The organism is Okeania sp. KiyG1 (assembly GCF_014132355.1).
Lineage (GTDB): Bacteria > Cyanobacteriota > Cyanobacteriia > Cyanobacteriales > Microcoleaceae > Okeania.
Window position 1 is genome coordinate 24,514 of record NZ_BLZO01000062.1, and the last position, 18,943, is coordinate 43,456.

General features: G+C 38.4%; 12 protein-coding genes and 3 pseudogenes. 12 read left to right on the forward strand and 3 right to left on the reverse strand.

Annotated elements, in window-relative coordinates; all coding sequences use genetic code 11:
• The first annotated feature begins 76 nt into the window (after positions 1–76).
• From SAGCYANO_RS12860 to SAGCYANO_RS12875, 4 genes are all read left to right on the forward strand, one after another.
• On the forward strand, positions 77–193 hold the full coding sequence (locus tag SAGCYANO_RS12860; RefSeq protein WP_202220449.1) for a photosystem II reaction center protein I: 117 nt from the start codon (positions 77–79) through the stop codon (positions 191–193).
• 500 nt (positions 194–693) lie between these two features.
• Positions 694–780 carry a zinc ribbon domain-containing protein gene (locus tag SAGCYANO_RS50240; RefSeq protein ID WP_202220469.1) on the forward strand — a complete coding sequence of 29 codons (87 nt, stop codon included), beginning with the start codon at positions 694–696 and terminating at the stop codon, positions 778–780.
• Positions 781–1,646: 866 nt separating this feature from the next.
• Positions 1,647–4,304: a DUF3769 domain-containing protein gene (locus SAGCYANO_RS12870; protein ID WP_202220450.1), complete on the forward strand. Its 2,658-nt coding sequence runs from the start codon at positions 1,647–1,649 to the stop codon at positions 4,302–4,304.
• A 102-nt stretch (positions 4,305–4,406) separates the two neighbouring features.
• Entirely contained in the window at positions 4,407–4,643 is a 237-nt protein-coding gene (locus SAGCYANO_RS12875) for a hypothetical protein (protein ID WP_202220451.1), read from the forward strand.
• A gap of 616 nt (positions 4,644–5,259) precedes the next feature.
• Here SAGCYANO_RS12875 and argC read toward each other — a convergent pair.
• Positions 5,260–6,318, reverse strand: coding sequence for an N-acetyl-gamma-glutamyl-phosphate reductase (gene argC / locus SAGCYANO_RS12885; protein ID WP_202220452.1), 1,059 nt, complete (start codon positions 6,316–6,318; stop codon positions 5,260–5,262).
• A gap of 292 nt (positions 6,319–6,610) precedes the next feature.
• Between argC and SAGCYANO_RS12890 the strand changes: the two are divergent.
• The 4 genes and pseudogenes from SAGCYANO_RS12890 to SAGCYANO_RS12905 form a co-directional block, all read left to right on the forward strand.
• Positions 6,611–7,290: pseudogene (locus SAGCYANO_RS12890) on the forward strand (porphobilinogen synthase); the annotation flags it as partial.
• A 1,032-nt stretch (positions 7,291–8,322) separates the two neighbouring features.
• Positions 8,323–8,736 (forward strand): AbrB family transcriptional regulator, encoded by a 414-nt coding sequence (locus SAGCYANO_RS12895; protein WP_202220453.1) that lies wholly within the window; start codon positions 8,323–8,325, stop codon positions 8,734–8,736.
• Positions 8,737–9,634: 898 nt separating this feature from the next.
• Positions 9,635–10,011 (forward strand): annotated as a pseudogene (locus tag SAGCYANO_RS12900) (ISAzo13 family transposase); the annotation flags it as partial.
• Between the two features lie 439 nt (positions 10,012–10,450).
• Positions 10,451–10,576: a hypothetical protein gene (locus SAGCYANO_RS12905; protein ID WP_375339923.1), complete on the forward strand. Its 126-nt coding sequence runs from the start codon at positions 10,451–10,453 to the stop codon at positions 10,574–10,576.
• A gap of 754 nt (positions 10,577–11,330) precedes the next feature.
• Here SAGCYANO_RS12905 and SAGCYANO_RS12910 read toward each other — a convergent pair.
• The gene (locus tag SAGCYANO_RS12910; protein ID WP_202220454.1) at positions 11,331–12,320 is read right to left on the reverse strand and encodes a hypothetical protein; all 990 of its coding nucleotides are present in this window, start codon (positions 12,318–12,320) and stop codon (positions 11,331–11,333) included.
• Between the two features lie 1,701 nt (positions 12,321–14,021).
• Between SAGCYANO_RS12910 and SAGCYANO_RS50245 the strand changes: the two genes are divergently transcribed.
• A complete protein-coding gene (locus SAGCYANO_RS50245) occupies positions 14,022–14,129 on the forward strand; it encodes a DUF4896 domain-containing protein (protein WP_202220455.1) in 108 nt (35 codons plus the stop codon).
• Between the two features lies 1 nt (position 14,130).
• Here the strand turns inward: SAGCYANO_RS50245 and holA are convergent, their stop codons facing one another.
• Positions 14,131–15,186: a DNA polymerase III subunit delta gene (holA, locus tag SAGCYANO_RS12920; protein ID WP_202220456.1), complete on the reverse strand. Its 1,056-nt coding sequence runs from the start codon at positions 15,184–15,186 to the stop codon at positions 14,131–14,133.
• 33 nt (positions 15,187–15,219) lie between these two features.
• Between holA and SAGCYANO_RS12925 the strand changes: the two genes are divergently transcribed.
• The 3 genes and pseudogenes from SAGCYANO_RS12925 to cbiE all read left to right on the forward strand — a co-directional run bounded on the left by SAGCYANO_RS12925 (position 15,220) and on the right by cbiE (position 18,803).
• Positions 15,220–15,999: a DUF1868 domain-containing protein gene (locus tag SAGCYANO_RS12925; protein WP_202220457.1), complete on the forward strand. Its 780-nt coding sequence runs from the start codon at positions 15,220–15,222 to the stop codon at positions 15,997–15,999.
• Between the two features lie 219 nt (positions 16,000–16,218).
• Positions 16,219–17,523, forward strand: a pseudogene (locus SAGCYANO_RS12930) (RNA-guided endonuclease InsQ/TnpB family protein).
• 23 nt (positions 17,524–17,546) lie between these two features.
• Entirely contained in the window at positions 17,547–18,803 is a 1,257-nt protein-coding gene (gene cbiE / locus SAGCYANO_RS12935; protein ID WP_202220458.1) for a precorrin-6y C5,15-methyltransferase (decarboxylating) subunit CbiE, read from the forward strand.
• Positions 18,804–18,943 lie beyond the last annotated feature (140 nt).

Consider the following 18,943-nt stretch of genomic DNA (forward strand, 5'->3'; position numbering starts at 1 on the left):
ATTTAGATATGATAAGAAAGTTGTAGATTTCTCATAATCAAAATCAATTTTTCACATTCTGGGAGAAAAATAATAGATGCTAACTCTAAAAATAGTCGTTAATATTGTCGTCCTCTTCTTTGTTGGATTATTCATTTTTGGATTCTTGTCCAATGACCCCGCTCGTAACCCTAGTGGTCGAGATATGGAGTAATAAAATTTCTACCTAAAATGGACCGAGAGGACTCCCGGTATAATCTCCGATTTACCGGGAGATGAATCACAACCAAAATAAAAACAGATACTGACCTTGATTTGCAGCAGCAAAAGTAATTTGTAATCAAGGTATCACTGCGGCCCTTGCAATCTAGATAAGTGCAACTTAAGTAGTAAACCGCACTGATTATTTCCTAGAAAGTCGCACATCGCCTTAGACTGTGTAAAAAATAGAAAGTTGCTTGCTAAAGCTGAAAAACATGGACTATCCAAAACTTATACCTACAAGATGTCTACGTTTTTACGCCATTAATCTATGTTATTATTACATCTGTCTGCTAAGATAAGAGAATTTTAGCAACAATTATGGAGTGTTTGGCACTCGATTTTTATCTCTGACGAAAACCCGCCTAGGGAATCCTAAACTCAATGTGTTGAATCGGAACATTAATGCTGCATGGAGACAATTCCTAACTATTTTAACTCTCAAAGCCGGAAATGCTGGAGGTGAAAACTATAGTAGTGACCCCCAAAAATACCAGCCAAGACTGCTCCAACTGTGGGAAAAAGTCGATAAAGAATTAAACATACAAACTCATTCTTGCCCGCATTGCGGTATTGTAATAGACCGCGACTTGTTTGCGTTTGCGCAGCATCCCGTAGGGAAGCATAACAAACGGAAATGCAGCGATAAATATAAAAAATAGGGCGACAGGGGATTCCGTCCTTAAAGCACGCGCTTGCCCGATGCAATGGCAGGGCTACGAAACGAGAGAGCTTACACTATAGCGCCAGCAAGCGTGTGGGAGTATGTCACAAGATAAGTAAAAACTTGCAGATACATCAAGCCAGGCAATTCCCGGCAACAGTCGGGAAAACCTTTCATAGCAACGTGACGGCAAAACCATCAACGCAGGCGGTATCGCGCTAACGCGCCGCAACGCTTACGCAATGCTTTGAGGAAAATCCCCAAAGCGCTATTTTTTGACTTATTTATGGCCAATTTACATGAGTATTTATTTTGCGCTTTCTTTTTCTTGACTAGGCAACCATTAGGGATGACTCAAAGTCGGGATCGAAATAACGCGATACTCAGTTGTCAGTTATTTTCCAACTTCTATCACAACACTATTTTCAGGAAATTGCCAGGGATTATAAAATCTAGTAATGCACCAAGATGTCAGTCAGCCTGGAAGTCCACTAATCTAATTAAGTGTAACATTCCAGGCAAAAATTTGACATAATTGACAAAATATGATAAGCAAAATAAAAATAAGTGAATAACTGAATAATATATCTATGAATAAAAAAAAGTGGAAAAAAGTAATATCGAGGCCAAGCTAATTAGATTTTTACTCTGAAATTGATAAATCTTGTGTAAAAATTCTAACTCTTAAGTTTATGATTGACTCCGATCTTTAACCATTGAGCTGAGTGTCTCTATCAGAAATATGTCCTATCCTCTTCCCCCACCAGAACTACCTCCAATAGTCGAAACCCTCCCTTCACCAACTGTAACTCAAGGTGTTACAAAATCACGACAGGAAGTACCTAGCTCAGTGCCAAAATCAAACCAGGGGACTGAGGAAATCATATTGTCTGCAAAAAACACTTTCTCAGGACAAGAATTCAGAGAAACCGTATTGTACAAAATTCCTCAAATTAAATCCACCTTTGACCCTGTTAGTCCAGTAAGTCCAATTCATACCACCTCAGCAAGTCTTGGACCACCTGTAGAAATAGACATATCATCAGCAGAAAAAATTTCTACTATCGAAAACCAAATTAATTCAGATAGAAAACTAACATTCTCCTCTACTTCCTTCTCAAATTTCTCCGAATATATTGCCAGAAAACAAGAAGAACAAACTACCAAACAAGTCAACTTATATAGCCCAAACAGTAGAGAAATATTACAACGTTTCAGTGAGAATACCGTAACTACTAGGAAAAAAATAATTACCTCAAAATTTGTCAGTCAACCAGAGCAACTAGAAATACAAACACAAAAACAAAAACAAACACTTAAAATAGGCCAAATAATAGAAGATAGCTCCCCAGAATTGCCCAATCTTCCCCAAGACCAACAACCTATAGACCAGCCAGATGTCCCAGAATCAAAAGAAAAAGAAACACCCGTCCCCATAGAAGATCCAGAATCTCAAACCCAAGAGTCAGACGAAGAAACAGAAAATAAACAACCTATTACAGTACCCTTGCCAGCAGATGTAGTAGAAGTAACAGCAGAGCGCCAAGAATATGACGACCAACGACGACTAATTACAGCAGAAGGCAAAGTAATAGTGCGATTTAGTCAAGGACTCGTTAACGCAGACAAAGTACAAATTAACCTAACAACTCGTCAACTCCTGGCCACAGGAAACGCTGTTTTTACTCAAGGACAACAAGTATTGCTAGGAGAACGAATGGAATACAACTTCAGCCTAGACAAAGGAGTAATAGAACAAGCAAGTGGAATTATATTCGTCGGTAACGCAGAAGAAATATCCTCACAGTCCCTACCCACCACAGAAGGAGTAGGAGCATTACAAGCAACAACCTTAAGCGATCGCATCAGTGCAACTCAACCACCAACAAATGTCAAAGCAACTGAAGGCACAAAAGTTACATTTGAACCCAAACTAGAAGCACCCGAACAAGCAGGAACAGTTAATAGACTCCGCTTTGAAGCAGACCGTCTCAACCTATTAGGTGCAGGCACCTGGGAAGCAATAAACCTCCGACTCACCAACGATCCATTCTCACCCCCAGAAGTAGAATTAAGAAGCGAGCGTGCTACACTCAAACCCCTATCCCCCTTTCAAGATGAACTAATCACCAAAAAAGCACGGTTAGTATTCGACGATCGCTTTAGCTTGCCACTATTTCGCGAACGAACAATTATTGACCGTAACCAAAGAGACCCCCTACCACTTCAAATTGGTTATGACCAAGATGATAGAGGAGGGTTATTTGTTGAAACTACATTTGAACCACCACTTCAAATACCATTTCAAGTCAGATTAACCCCTCAATATTACTTAGAAAGAGCATTTTTAGGTGATGAAGGCGACTCCCCCATAGATGATAATGTTTTTGGTCTCAAAGCTTCAGTAAACGGGTCCATAACTCCCACAACTCAACTAGAAGGACGAGCCACATTTCTCACATTCAAAGATTTTCCCGACCTAGAAGAAGACGACTTTCGGGGTAGCGTTCGACTAAGACAGTTATACCAAGGTTACAACTTAACAGGAGAGTATAGTTATCGCGATCGCCTATTCAATGGCAGCTTAGGATTTCAAACAGTTCACAGTAGCGCAGGTGTAGTCCTTACCTCCCCCCTAATACCAGTAGGTGAAACTGGTGCCCAACTAAGTTTTCAGACAGGTTATCAAGTAGTCAATGCTAGAACAGACCGTCGGGAATTATTAACAGACCTCCAACCATTTGAACCCTTACCCGATGAAAATGATGATAATGATGACGACGATGCTAAAGCACGAGCTGACCTTGGTCGTTTCCAGAGCGTAGTCTCCCTGAGATACCCGCTAACTATCTGGAGTGGAGAAGCATTGCCAGCTACCCCGAACGAAGGCTTGAGATATACCAGCAAACCAGTAGTTCCATTTGTGCAAATGGTCTTAGGACTTACCGGTGCTACTAGCCTTTATAGTAACGATGAAGACCAATCTTATCTTCGTGGCAGTCTTGGGTTTACTGGTCAATTTGGACATTTTTCCAGAGACTTTTTTGATTATACTGGGTTCAACTTAACTTATAGCCAGACAGGTCTGAGTGGTCAGTCTCCTTTTTTCTTTGACCGCGTTGAAGATACGAATGTCCTCTTATTTGGTTTTGTCCAACAGATTTATAAAGGTTTTCGGGTTGGCTATCAAAGTGGAATCAACATAGAAAATGGTGATATTCTCGACGATCGAATCACATTAGAATATAGTCGTCGTACTTATGGAGTCGTATTAACTTTTAGTCCCAGACGACAAACTGGTACATTTAGCCTCCGGATCAGTGACTTCAACTGGCAAGGTGGTACAACTCCTTTCTCAGGGGAAGATATTCGACCCGTAGGTGGCGGTGTGGTTCGATAATTATCAGAATTTAGAATTTAGAATTCAGAATTCAGAATTCAGGCGACAATAGCAAAAAATTAGGCGTTGCTGAAATGTAATGGTAAGTAGCTGAAGGTAAAATTGAAAAACTTATGTTTTGCGTTGATAGTTAATCTAAAAATCATTACCATTCAGCAACGCCAAAAATTAAAGCACCCTGATGAATTTTGCCTGCCCTATTACCAAAAACTTGACAAAAATCTGCTTCCGATTCCCGACCGAAAAGCGATCGCTCCATCTATAGAAGCCATTTGGTATCTTTGCAAAGGTAGGGTTTTTTTTGCCAATAAGTTAGGATATTTATATTTAATTACATAACTATATCATGTCCGGATAATTAGTGATAAAAAAACTTTCTCCTTCTCTTCTTCTTTATTTCCTCCTGACTCCTGATCTTCCCCTCCTCCACGGTCGGGGTTAGGGGTGGGTTGGGAGGGGGAGGGGCGAGGGGTGGGTTGACTCCTGAGGACTCCGTCATTTATTTATAACTGTTCAACCGGACATGATATTAATAGATATCTCCAACAATCAAAAATCAAATCAATTATTGCACTCTTATTCATCAATTATTTTCCCCTACTCCCTACTCCCTACTCCCTACTCCCTATGCGTGGAGGAGATGCCTAATAGATCCGTTTAGGGGTTCTATAGCAGAAAGTTTAAGTTGAGAAATTAGCAGTCAGGTAGTAGGTGGCATAAAACCACCAAAAACTAACTAACTGCCAGAAACAAACTTGGGTATGGATAGACAGAAAACAAACAATTCTATAGCCGGGAAAAGTGGAAAAAGCTTTTCTTTGTCTCAGGTTCATCATCAATCTCTGTCAAACACGAACTCTTTCCTTGCCGTCTACAAAATATTTAGAATTGGTTAGGGTTTGAGTCCCCATCCACTTCTTCCTTCTTCCTTCTTCCTTCTTCCTTCTTGAAACTATTAGGGATAAAAACTCAACTGAGGTAATCCCAGAGTTTCTTCCCAACCCATCATCAAATTCATACACTGAATACCCTGACCAGCTTGACCTTTAATCAAATTATCAATAGCTGACATAATAATCACTCTATCAGTACGGTGATCCACCTCAATACCAAGATAACAGAGATTAGTGCCACAAGCCCATTTAGTTTGAGGATAAGTACCACTAGGTAATACTTTCACCCAAGGGCAATTACGATAAAAAGCATTGTAAATAGTCAGCAAATCTTCTCGCACTAACCCAGGGTCTCGCAGAGTACCATAAACTGTAGCTAATATTCCCCGCACCATTGGCATCAAATGGGGAGTAAATTGCACCTTCACATCATAACCAGCCAAATTACCACAAATTTGTTCAATCTCTGGAGTATGTCGATGACTAGCTACTCCATAAGCACCGACAGAATTATCCGCCTCAGCTAGTAACATATTAATAGCTGCTTTGCGACCACCTCCAGAAGTCCCTGACTTCGCATCAATAATTGCAGTATCCGGTACTATCAAACCCTGTTTAAATAGTGGAGAAAGAGCTAAAAGACTAGCCGTGACATAGCAACCAGGACAACCTATAAGTTGAGCATTAGCAATGCGATCGCGATACAACTCTGGTAAACCATAAACAGCGGTTGCAGCTATTTGTTTATCTGTACGTTCTCCACCATACCAAGATTGATAAGTCTCTAAATTAGAAAATCGATAGTCAGCGGATAAGTCCAAGACTTTACATCCCTTTTCCAACAGAGTTGGTGCCATCTTCCAAGCTAAACCATTGGGAAGAGAAAGGAAAACTACCTGACATTTACTGGCTATCTTGTCCAAATCTATTGGCTCTACAATTAAATCTACAGAATGCTCCAAGTGAGGGTAGATGGAAAAAAAAGGTTTCCCCGCACTGCTGTCACCCCCCAAGTACACAACCTCAGCCTTTGGATGATCCTCAAGCAGCTTGACAAGTTGCACCCCGCCATAGCCGGAAGCACCTACAATTCCTATTGGCACAGGTGCCGATTCATTCATAATATTAACTCCTAAGTAATTTTAGTAGCAAAAATTTTAACTTTTGCTGCATTTTAGTACTAAATTTTAATTTTGGTGATATTTAACATTTTTTATAGTTTTTATTTTTTTGAGCATTGGCAAAATAGTTAGTAAAAAAACCTTATATTATATCAAATTTTATTAATTAGTGATGTGATAACGATCGATTGGCCATATTAAATATAAAGAATTGTTATTTGAGTATTAATTTTTAGATCGAGATACCATAAACTTTTTCTTAGTAAATAATGTAGTTCTAACAAAAAAGAATATGTTTCCAGTACATCGCCCTAGTCGTCTTGGTAACCATCCCCAGCCACGTCGTATGGTACGAGAAAACATTGTTAACACTGATGCCTAATGCTCTGATCTATCCTCTTTTTGCTGTACCAGGAGAAAGTGTAGCCAACTAAGTGAAATCAATGCCTGGGTTTATCAACTATCAATAGACAAAATAGTTGAGGAAGCTAAGGAAGTATATGATTTAGGAATTCCCGCGATCTAGTTGTTTGGCATTCCTGATGATCGAGATATTGAAGCCACAGGAGCTTGGCATGACTTTGGTATCCTCCAAAAAGCTACAACGGCAGTCAAAGAAGCAGTGCCAGATTTATTAGTGGTTGTAGATACTTGTTTGTGTGAATACACCAGTCATGGTAACTGTAGTTATTTAGAAGTAGGAGACTTGACAGGTCGTGTATTAAACGACCCTACCTTAGAATTGCTGAAAAAAACAGCTGTTTCTCAAGCTCAAGCAGGTATGGTTTTGTACAAGCAATTAGAATGGGTTTAGACCAAGCAGGATTTGAAAACATTCCAACTTTATCTTATGCTGCTAAATACGCTTCCTCCTACTATGGACCGTTTCGAGATGCTGCTGAATCTGCTCCTCAATTTGGCGATCGCCGAACCTATCAAATGGACCCAGCAAATGCTAGAGAAGCTCTCAAATTGAACTTTTCTTTCCCTTTCCTAGGTCATGCTGCGCAAACAGCATAGCTGCCTTCTTCCCTCTCTCTGCCTTCCCTCCTCCAAAGTGTAACTATTCAACCAGACATGATATTTCTACTCATAAGTTTCAGTCCTCAATAGACATAGGAGTGGAAATTACACTTATGGATCATATTTTGTGTCTTTTTTCAGAAATTTTCTTCACTGTTGCCTGTTGCTTTCCGGAGCTGTTACCTACTTCTGCAAAAAGTCTATTTTTTTTCGGAGATGTCTAATACAGTGGCTTTCATCTGGGTCAACCACAGTAGGGGCGATTCGCGTTTGCGGAGCTGCCCCTACACAATTTTTGCTTGTGAAGATGTGGTTCATCAATTTGAAAAGCGCTGTAAGTATCAGTTTTGATGAAAAAATCAGCCCTCAAATTTAATTTTTCCCTATTGCCCAATACACATATCCCTTGAATCCAGACTCTTATAAAAAAACTTAATATTGACAAAGATAACAATGGATTCTACAAGAAAGTCACTACATCCACCAATTAACACGATCGCTTAACTGCTACCTATTAAAATTGTTATCAATAAATACAATTTTAGCAAATATTTTCAATGATTATTCAAACTTAGGCCATCACTTTGTAGAGAAAATTCCAGATATCCAGATACCTAGAATGACAGATTCATTTTCAAAAAATCCGACTGATAAATTAAACAAACCGATTAGATAATTTACCTTACATCCGTAACATTTTTTTCCTCCTCCTTCCTTAAATAATTTTGTACAAAAATAATCCTAATAGAACCTAATATAATAAGAACTCTTGAAAATTAGGAGAGAAATTCAGAGTAACAAGAATGCTTAAGTTCCACACTATGGAAATCTAGATTATCTACTCAAATATTAGTGGCCTTAAGGCTTAGTAAAATTTTTTTGCACAATTGATAAATTTCAGGATATATTTTTAATAAGCCTAACAATTTTCAGTAAAATTGATTTACTATATTATAAACAGAAGGAGAATTATTAAGAACTATGGTTGACAATCCAGAAACTCCATTAACAGGAAAAACCTTGCTTCAAAAAGTCAAAGAATTTTCTCACTTACCACGAAGGGAAACTGCCAAACGTTGCGGATATTACACAGTTACAAAAAATGAAGAAACTCGTGTTAATCTCACAGATTTTTATGATGCAGTTCTAGCAGCAAAAGGAGTTGATTTAGACCCTGATGGTAGTAAAGATGGGCGTGGTAGAGAACCAACTTATCGAGTTAGCGTTCATAGAAATGGCCAAATTGTCATAGGAGCAACTTATACTACATCTATGGGATTAAAACCAGGAGATGAATTTGAAATAAAGCTAGGATACAAACACATTCATTTGATTCAAGTAGAAGATGAGAAAGTCGATGAGACTAATGGTAATGGCTCACAGATAGAAGAATAAATGGAATGGAGAGGCCGAGGAATTGTAATTGACTAGGATTGGAGATGAATTTTACCTCTAAAATAGTCTCCTAGTTAATATATAAATATCGTCATAATTCCCGGATTCTCCCTAATTTATTCTTTGTCTAGAGGTAAAAATTGAAATAAAAAATCTATATTTTTAGTTGGCTCTGCAAATAAGCTGACATTTTATCTAATTGGATAATTGTGCGCATAAATTTTCACCTGAAAATCATGGGACTTTTTAGGCATTTAAGTCTGTAGCTTGCTAGAGCTAAATTTAGTAATATATATTATAGATTTTTATATTTGATAATTTGTCGAGGCAATCTTCAGCTAGTTGAAAGATAGTGAGTAATTGATAATTACTTAGTTCGGCTTATAAGGACTAGGATTAATTTGATTTTTGCCAAAATATCTTTTCTGTGGCGTGAATTTTTAAGAAGGCTGACCTCTGCTTTGATGCGTATATAAAAATGAGATAAATCAAGTATTAATTGAGGATTTATGAATTGACGATCGGCAAAGTTGATATGTAAGCATTTCCTGCGGAATGCTGCGCAAACAGCTATTAGCTGTCAGCTAGCCTCCTCCGGAGGAACTGCGTTAACAGCAACAAGACTCTCTGTTATGGGACAGTGTTTAAATTAACAATTGACTTTAAGGGCAAAGAAGGCAACTTTTGTAGTAAGAAAGTTAAATATTACTTTGAGCCTAAACTAAAAGCAATAGCTGAAGTCCGCAGTTCCGACCATAGGAGGCTAGCTGATGGCTGACAGCTGAATGCTTACGTTGATATTATTTAACTTATACCAATTTGGTCCGATAAAATAATCTTGAAGGATTGTAGTTTTTAGGACTTAACTAGACACAGAGCTTTGTCGCAAACATTTGCAAATAAAGTCAAATATTTCCAATCCCAAAATCTACCAGTCATTTTGGTTGATACCAAGAAAAAAGAATTGATTGGAGACTTTAAAACTCTGGTAGTGAGTGGTGTGTTCATGGACAACCAATAGAAGTACGAATGCACGACTTTGCTGACCCGAAATTAGGAAAAGCAATTCCCTATGGAATTTATGACCTAACTTTGAATCAAGGATGGGTAAATGTTGGTATTAATCATGACACTGCTGAGTTTGCAGTGGAATCAATTCGCCATTGGTGGTACTCCATGGGCAAACAACTCTATCCTCATAGTGAGCAGATAATGATTACAGCCGACTGTGGTAGCAGTAATAGTTATTGCTCCCGACTATGGAAGTTAAAGCTATAAGAATTGGCTAACGAGATGAATCAAACTATTGAGGGCTTGCTGATTAAATCTAAAAGCATTGACAGGTAAAGGTTTTAGCTTTTTTTTAGCTGTAAGGGGGTGCAACTTTTTAAGCTTGAGCGACCAAAAAAGCTAGGATAAAAGGCAGAGTAATTGCAGAAAAATCAAGGGATAAAATATCCGACTACCTCCTCTAAATTTCCCATTCCTCCTTACTCCTACCTCATACCAAAAGACTTCCATAAGCAAACCCTATTTATGTGTGTCATTTTCCACCAGGCACAAGTATAGCGCTGTGCGCAGGCAACAGCTCATCTGGGGGAATAAATTGCCCATAATATAAGACTTTTAGCTATTTGGCCCCTCATGCAATTTGTAAATATACCAGCGCTCATTGTTATAAATGGAATAAAATTGAACATCGCTTGTTTGCCACATCACCCAAAACTGGCGTGATAGACCTTTGACTAACTTGCAGGTAGTAATTAATTTAATTAGCAATACTACTGCCGCACAAGGATTGAACAAGTATCACAGAACCAAAGTTTTTTTAAGGTTTTAACTGTACCGTAGGGCATACGGGAACAGGCTCTTGATAGCGCAGCTCCTCCGGAGGAGGCAATAGAGCAAACGCTTGAGGAGAGAACCATCTCTGGCTTAGGTATCGCTTGCGTATCTAATTTAAGTGGACTCGGTGTTGGCGTAGCCTTGCGTCAGCAAACCAAGAATCCTGGTTTCAGGAGAATCTCCGGACTAAAGGCACGGATAGTATGTCAAATGACTCCTGACCGTAATCAACAACTCTAATTATGAATACCCCTTTCATTACTTGCTCCCGAACAACCCGTAAACGAAATAATCTGTAGGGACGTTGCATGCAACGTCCATACCTATTCCCTATTCCTACAGCCACGAAAATCATAGCTAAATTCACCAACGCCAAATAATACAATAGGGGTGTTTTGCTACCGCTTAAGATGTAATATCATGTCCGTTGGGGCGCGTTTGTGTCAACCCAAGGATGAATATCTGGAAATTTAAGTTTTTTTCTTGCTCTTATATAAAATCCTGTTATACAGTTATCGCACTCTCTACTTCCATTCAATGCACACATAAAATTCCGGAATATACCCAGATAATTCTCACTCTCATCCTTCCTGACTCCTAACTCGGTCCTCCTGCCTCCTGAGTTATACGATAACTAATTATCTGGATACTCCTACTTCTTCCCTCTTCTCTCTTCTCAGTCGCCGTACTATTCACAAAAACAAAGGCAACCTTGGCACAAAAAGTTTCATTGTGTTGTTTGTTTATTCCTAATTAGTAGCTTGGTCTACTCTCTGCTTTGCTATATCCAGATAATTTTGATATTCAATAACTTTTGCTTGTGCTGTTTGGTAGTTTTGATTAGACTCTGGCACTTCTTTCATCAGATCGATAGCTTTTTGCCACTCATTAGCTACCGCGTTCCATTCAGATTTTGTTTGAGCAGTCTGGGCTTTTTGAGCAGCAGTTTGGGCACTTCTAACAGCAAAATACCAAGGGTCTGAAACAGTACTTCCCGAATCATTTGTTTTTGGAGATGGTGAAGTTTCAGTATCTTCAGAAGATGTTTGTGGTTGAGATGAGTCAGGGTCATTAGTTTCAGTTTTTTCTGATTTTGACCCACTTAGGAAAGGTAAGGGAAATATTCCACTAAAGTGTAATGCTGCAAGGGTGGCTAATGGTACTAACAAAATTAGTAACAATATTGCCAGAATCAGAGGAGTTTTCTTTTTTTGAGCTGGAGGTTGCGGTGATATTTCCTCTTCATATTCTTCATTTTCTTCATACTCAGTTTCTTCGTCGTATTCTTCCTCCTCGTAATAATCTTCGTCTGTTTCTGTTTCGTAGTCAGCTTCCACTTCTTCTCGATCTAACTCATCGAACTCATCTATAGGTTGTATAGGTTGCTGAATATCTTCTAAGTCTGAGCTTTCTTCAAAGTCAGATAGATCGGATATTGGTGGGGTACCTAAAATAATTTTATCTTCCCAGACTGGTTGTAGATCGCCAGTCTGAATACCATACACTTTGACTGTGTGGATTGATTCAACCTCCAATTTAACGATTCCAGTTCTAATAAATTCAACAAGAGCAGCTTGTTGATTAGCAACTTGATCGGACTCGAGTGTAACTTCAAGACAACCATTGTCCCTCGTTACTTGGACGTTAATACCTTTTTTTTGTAGTGAGTGGTTAATGATTGAGGAGATAATTTTTGGATCTCCTTGTTTAGCAAGTTCCCGCAGATTATTTGATGCCATAAATAGCGCTCCTTTAGGCTGGAGGGCGAATAGTTGATTTACTTAAAATTACTTAATTATTATAGTTAATTACTATAGCCAAAACTTTTTGGCTCTGAGCTTCCCAATTTACCGAAAAATTGGGTTTAAAGCCTTTCCCTTGTAGGGGGACTCTGTGTTATACTCGGAGCAGCGGAAAGGTATTCAACCGCTCTAAAAACCTAGCTACTAATCATAGCACTAGCACCTTGAAAAGTAGAGTTATGGGGTTTTGCATAGAAATGCTTATCCATGGAAAAGCTCTAAGCAACAAGTACCAGAGAGCCAAAGTTTTTAAGGTTTGAACTGTACCGTAGGGTATACGGGAACAGGTTCTTGATAGCGCAGCTCCTCTGAAAGAGGCAATAGAGCAAACCCTTGGGGAGAGAACCATCTCTGGATTAGATTCCGCAAGGTATTTGATTTAAGTGGACTCGTGGAAATAAGAATCCTGGTTTCAGGAGAATCTCCGCATCTTTAGGTCGGAGAGTATGTCAAAGAGTACTGCCTCTACTAAGTTAAGTTAACTTAATTTTGGGTCTTAGGTTCTCCCTACATATTTATGCCTTAGTTTATAAATTCATCGACTTTACTCTATAAATTACAACCTTATTACCACTAATTTTTACCTGTTTCTCTTTTAATACTCCTGATTTTTCTACTTACTTTTTTCATAGTATGGGTCTTTATTAAAGCATTCGATAAATTTTGACATTTTTCCAGCCAATTTTAAAATCTTAAAAACCTTAATGGCAGTTTATTGTTTTACTGGGTTTGTCTAGCTACAAACTACCATGAGTTTTTCACCTCGTCTAGATTTTCCTCCACAACTTATTAAATTAATTTTTATAGGCTGACCAACTACAGATGATTTGCAGAATCAGAAAACCTACTACATAGGTTGTATATTAGCAGAAATTATCAATTGTTAACAAGATCGAATAATTAAGAAGCAATTCTTAATCTATCTATACCTCCAGTTCAATTTATCTAAATTATATTATGATACTTAATAGAGTTCTCCTCCAAAAGAGGGATTAGGGAGTAGGGAGTAAGGAGTACGCGGAAAGAATTAATGAATAAGAGTACGAAAATTAATTCTATTTTTACGATCGCCAGATGTCTAATAGAAGCTCTGATTTTTTTATACTAAGTAAAATTATCTGAAAATAACTAAATATTTTAGCCGAGCATGGGTAAGCATTTCCTCCGGAATGCTGCGCAAACAGCGGTCAGCTATCAGCTATCAGCTATTGCTTTTAGTGAGTGATAAAAGCAATATTTAATTGAGAAACGAAAAATCTTACTACAAAAATCAGCTCCAAAGTCTGTATTGATTTCAACCCCGTCCTTAAGCATAAGGTCTTATTGCTGAAGTCCGCAGTTCCTCCGCAGGAGGCTAGCTGACGGCTAATAGCTGAATGCTTACGAGCGTGGAATGCCAATCCTATTAATTTTATTTATTTTTAAGCATAGTGATTTTAGGGGGCATTTAAGATTAAAAAATATGCTATAATTAATTTTTAAATATTTTCTAGGTTTTTCTGTTGGCAATTTAATGACTTTATCTGTCTTGAATAAATATCTGCAACAATGATAATTATCAGGAGGAAAAACCTGAAAAAAACTATATAAATTTACCGAATAATTAAGGTTGAAAGCCTCTCCTTTAAAGGAGAAACAATGAATAAATTTTCCTTTTATTCAATCCTCTTCCTTTTAGGGAGAGGTAATTATCAATTATCCATTATCAATTATCAATTATTGAATCAGACCGATAGGAATATTTGAATTATGGCCATAATGATTCCGGCCTCCTAAATTTTAATTCCCAGCCTACGATAGTTCTAAGATTTTTACTTAAGATATTTTTCTGAGAAAGCACCTGACAAAGTTCTATTACTTTAGTTTGTAGTGTAGATATTTGCTCTTTTCCTTCCTTGAGACTTACTTCTAACTCTAGTAATAAAGGTAAAGTTTTCTGTAATTGATTTAAGGACAAAGAATTAACCTCTTTTCGTAAAAAATATATCCTTTTAGGGTTGCCTATTTCCGCAGCTTGAGCGATCGCTTTTTCATCTCGCTCCCCTGTCTCTATCATTAGTTTTACCCAAAACCATACTCTAAATTGGCCTACTAGAGTAGCCACTATTCGTAATGGATGTTCATTGTGGGCAATTAAATCTGCCACTAACTGCAAGGCTTTAACCGTATCACCTAAACGAATAGCTGTAGCTAACTTTAAACTACTTTGAGTCTGAGAATTCACCAGATTAGTGATTACTTCCAAGTCCACTACAGCATCTTGAGATGCATATAACTGTAATTTAGTCAACTCACTATGAAGTTGTCGGCGATCGTTACCTAAAGCTTCTGCTAAAAAAGTAACCCCACTAGAATTAAGTTTGACTCCTACCTCCTGAGCAACTTCTTTAACTTGCTGCTCCAGTAATTCTGTTTTCCAAGGAGGAATAGGAGAAAAATCTCTAACCTCAGCCCATTTTTGGATCAATTTTGTGGACTTAAGTCTTTTATCGGGTTTATTGGGCGTAGTCAACAATAGCACAGTAGTTTCAGGAATCTGAGGTAGAGTACCTTCCAAATTTTCCAATAGATTTTGTGAACAATGCTGAGTTATATTAGTATCGACTAGCCAGACAAAACGACTACCAGAACCAAAAGGAGGAGTCATGGCCTGATTCAATCCAGTTTGAACAGCATCTATTGCTGGCAAAATTTTGTCATAGTTAAAGCTAGCCCAGTTAGGATCGAGGACAGATTCACGCAAAGCATTAGCTGCTAGCATCATTGAATATTCATCCTCGCCAAAGTATAGGTAAATTGGCATAAGAAGCTATTTTTTGATAAGGGGCGATTAAGATTGGACGATATATATCAGAACTACATTAACCGAGTAGCACAGACAACCTTGCTATCAAGTTACAAATCTCAGTTGGAATATATCCAACAGTCTCCGAAGTTCACCAAACTGGATGGCCAAATTGAGGCGAATAATTTTCCTGGCTATTCGGTAATTACTCCACCAGGGGAAGAAGACTCGCAAAACTTCAAGTTTTATGAGCATTTGCAACAATGTCAACAACAATTGGTAGAACTATTGGGAACTAATTTAATGATTCCCCTGCCTAGCAATAGTTTTCATTTAACCTTAGCTGATTTAATTTGGGAAAGTGCCTTTCTAGATGCTAGTCAAAGTAATCCTCAATTTGAAGAAAAACTACGTTCTTGTATTGCTGAAAGTCTTCAAGAGTTATCTATTTCCAAAAATGGCCATCAAGTACGTTGGCAAGTTTTAGGAATTATGGTAATGACTAGAGCTATTGGTGTTTGTCTAGTCCCAAAAGATGAAAGTTCTTACAATCAGGTTCTACAACTACGTCGGTCAATTTATCAAAATCCTAATTTCATTGCTCTAGGTATCGAACAGCAATATCACTTTACTGCTCATGTTACTTTGGGATACTTTGGGGAAATTCCATCAGATTTAGATATTGCTGCTGTAGGAGATAGGATTTCAGAATTAAATCATCAATGGTTGGAAAGCAATTCAGAAATGTTATTGCATTGCGGAGAACTCCGAAAGTTTGACAATATGATACGGTATTATCGACAACCAGATTGGCCTGTTGTAGATTTGTAATTAAATTAGGCTAGAAATAATATAGGGAATAGGGAATAGGGAATAGGTAGGGACTTTGTATTCAAAGTCCCTAAAGATTATTTCGTTTACTGGTTGTTCAGGAGCAAGTAATGAAAGGGGTATTCATAATTCTGATGTTGATTACGGTTAGTCCAAATATCTTAATTTTTATGTTGATTCACCAATGCCAAATGTAAACGTAGAATTAGCAAGCAGTAAATGGTTGAAAAGGCTTACAAATTTAGGTTATATCCTACTCCAGAACAGGAAAATCTGTTAAGGAGGACTTTAGGTTGTGTTCGACTGATCTACAACAAAGCTTTAGCTGCCAGAACTCAAGCTTGGAATGAAAGACAGGAACGGGTAGGATATGTCAAAACCTCAGCTATGCTTACCAACTGGAAAAAACAGGAAGATTTAGATTTCCTAAAAGAAGTAAGCAGTGTACCATTACAGCAAGGCTTGAGACATCTACAAATAGCTTTTCCTGCGGAATGCTGCGCAAACACTAACTTTTTTAGTGGACGTACGAAGTATCCTAACTTTAAGAAAAAGCGTATGGGGCGGTAGTGCTGAATTTACAAAGTCTGCATTTAAGTGGAAAGATGGTCAAGTCTCAGATCGCTAAATGTTCTGAACCGTTAGCGATTAGATGGAGTAGGCAACTACCACCAGGTTGTGTACCTAGCACAATTACAGTCAAGCTGAACCCCAGTGGTAGGTGGTCTGTATCATTGACTCTCAAAGATACCAGAAATTTGAGTCTCAAGTCAGTCACCAAACAAATAGGTATTGACTTAGGAATTACCAGTTTAGTGACTACCAGTGATGGAGAAAAAGTTCCTAACCCTAAAAACCTCAACAAGTTACACAAAAAACTGAGGTTAGCCCAAAAATCACTTTCTCGTAAAACCAAAGGCTCTCATAACTATCACAAAGCCAGGATAAAAGTAGCGAGGATACACGCAAAAATCAAAGATTCAAGGCTTGACTATACCCATAAGCGCGCCTACTCAACTGATTAGAGAAAATCAAACTATTATTGTAGTTGAAGATTTAGCGGTAAGAACATATGGTCAAGAATCACAACCCACTCCCTCCTCCCGGAGAGGAGCAAGAGGGGTCGGTAGTGATGCCAATTGGGGAGAGTTAGTTAGGCAATTAGCAGTACAAAGCTGAATGGTATGGCCGAGAGTTAATCAAAATTGATAGATATTTCCCTAGTTCGCGCGCGTTGCTCTAGTTGTGGGCACACAGTAGAAAAATTACCATTAAACATTAGAGAGTGGGATTGTCCAGAGTGTGCAGCTCACCATGACAGGGACATAAACGCTTCGGTAAACATTTTGGCTGCGGGACTCGCAGTGTCAGTCTGTGGAGCGCGCTTTTAGACCCGAAGGGAGTAAATCTCGGAAGGCGGGTGCATTGAAGCAGAAAGTCCCTAACAGTGATGCTAGGGAATCCCGCGCTGTCTCGCGTATAGCAGCGTCGGGAGGATGTCAAATAATTCCTACGGACTACTGACTACTGATTTAGTATAAATTATCGTGACTATAAATGTTATTGGGATAGGTTTAGATGGAGTTATTGGACTAAATGAGTCAGTGCAGAAAATTGTTGAAAGGGCGACTGTATTAGTAGGAAGCGATCGCCATCTTCGTTATTTCCCTAATCATTCTGCCGAAATTATTGTACTGGAAGATATACTTGAGACAATTGTAGAAATACGACAGTATTTAGATATCCCCAATAGTTGTATCGTAGTTTTAACTTCAGGAGACCCTTTGTTTTTTGGTTTAGGGAGGTTATTAGCAACTCATTTTCCACCAGAAAAATTAAGGTTTTATCCGCATCTGAGTTCTGTACAATTAGCTTTTAGTAGCCTCAAAATTCCTTGGCAAGATGCTAAAATAATTAGCGTTCATGGTCGCTCAATGGATGAGTTGATTCAAGCACTGCAGCAGGGAGTTGAGAAAATAGCAGTGTTAACAGACCATACTCATACACCAAAGGCGATCGCTAGTTTGTTATTGAGTTTAGATTTACCAATTGACTATCATTTTTGGGTCTGTGAAAATATAGGTAGTGAGGATGAACGAGTTCAACAATGGTCTATAGATGAAGCAAAACAAGAAATATTTGCTCCTTTAAATGTAGTAGTATTATTACGTCAATCTAAAGCAGCTAATCAACCTGTAGATTTAGCTAATTTGCCTTGGTTGGGAATACCGGATAGTTATTTTCTTACTTACGATGACCGCCCAGGGTTAATGACTAAACGGGAAGTACGAGTGTTAATTTTGGCCGAGCTGGGTTTGCAACCAGGGCAAATTATTTGGGATATTGGTGCTGGTAGTGGCTCTGTTTCAGTTGAAATTGCCCGCCTTTTTAGTAATTCTACAGTATATGCAATTGAAAAAACTGCTGCTGGAACAAGTTTAATTGAAGAAAACTGCCGTCGCTTTCAGGTTAACAATGTAGTTTCTATTCACGGTAATGCTCCAGATATTTTACATCACCTGCGCCCTCCCCATAGAATTTTTATTGGGGGTAGTAGTGGTAAACTCAGGAATATTCTGGGAGTTTGTGGGATGAGGATGCTACCTGGAGGAATTATAGTATTAGCGTTTACCAGTTTAGAAAATTTACATACTGCTTTAAGCTGGGTAAAGGAAAGAAAAAAGAGCGATCGAAGTTGGAATTATCGTCTTTTGCAGGTACAGTTATCTCGTTCTATACCTATAGCTAATTTAACTCGCTTTACTCCACTCAATCCAGTGAATATTATGATTATTAGTAGATAGGGAGTAGGGAGTAGGGAACAGGAAGTAGGGAGTAGGGAGTAGGGAGGAATAATACAGTTTCACAGAATTCGTAGGGGCGAATGGCATTCGCCCTCACTAGATGGAGATGGCATTCGCCCTCACTAGATGGAGATGGCATT

Coding starts and splice junctions, on each gene's coding strand:
- SAGCYANO_RS12895 (WP_202220453.1), top strand. CDS start 8,323: ATGGTTGACAATCCAGAAACTCCATTAACAGGAAAAACCTTGCTTCAA.
- holA (WP_202220456.1), bottom strand. CDS start 15,186: ATGCCAATTTACCTATACTTTGGCGAGGATGAATATTCAATGATGCTA.
- SAGCYANO_RS12910 (WP_202220454.1), bottom strand. CDS start 12,320: ATGGCATCAAATAATCTGCGGGAACTTGCTAAACAAGGAGATCCAAAA.
- SAGCYANO_RS50245 (WP_202220455.1), top strand. CDS start 14,022: ATGAATAAATTTTCCTTTTATTCAATCCTCTTCCTTTTAGGGAGAGGT.
- argC (WP_202220452.1), bottom strand. CDS start 6,318: ATGAATGAATCGGCACCTGTGCCAATAGGAATTGTAGGTGCTTCCGGC.
- SAGCYANO_RS12860 (WP_202220449.1), top strand. CDS start 77: ATGCTAACTCTAAAAATAGTCGTTAATATTGTCGTCCTCTTCTTTGTT.
- SAGCYANO_RS12870 (WP_202220450.1), top strand. CDS start 1,647: ATGTCCTATCCTCTTCCCCCACCAGAACTACCTCCAATAGTCGAAACC.
- SAGCYANO_RS50240 (WP_202220469.1), top strand. CDS start 694: ATGCTGGAGGTGAAAACTATAGTAGTGACCCCCAAAAATACCAGCCAA.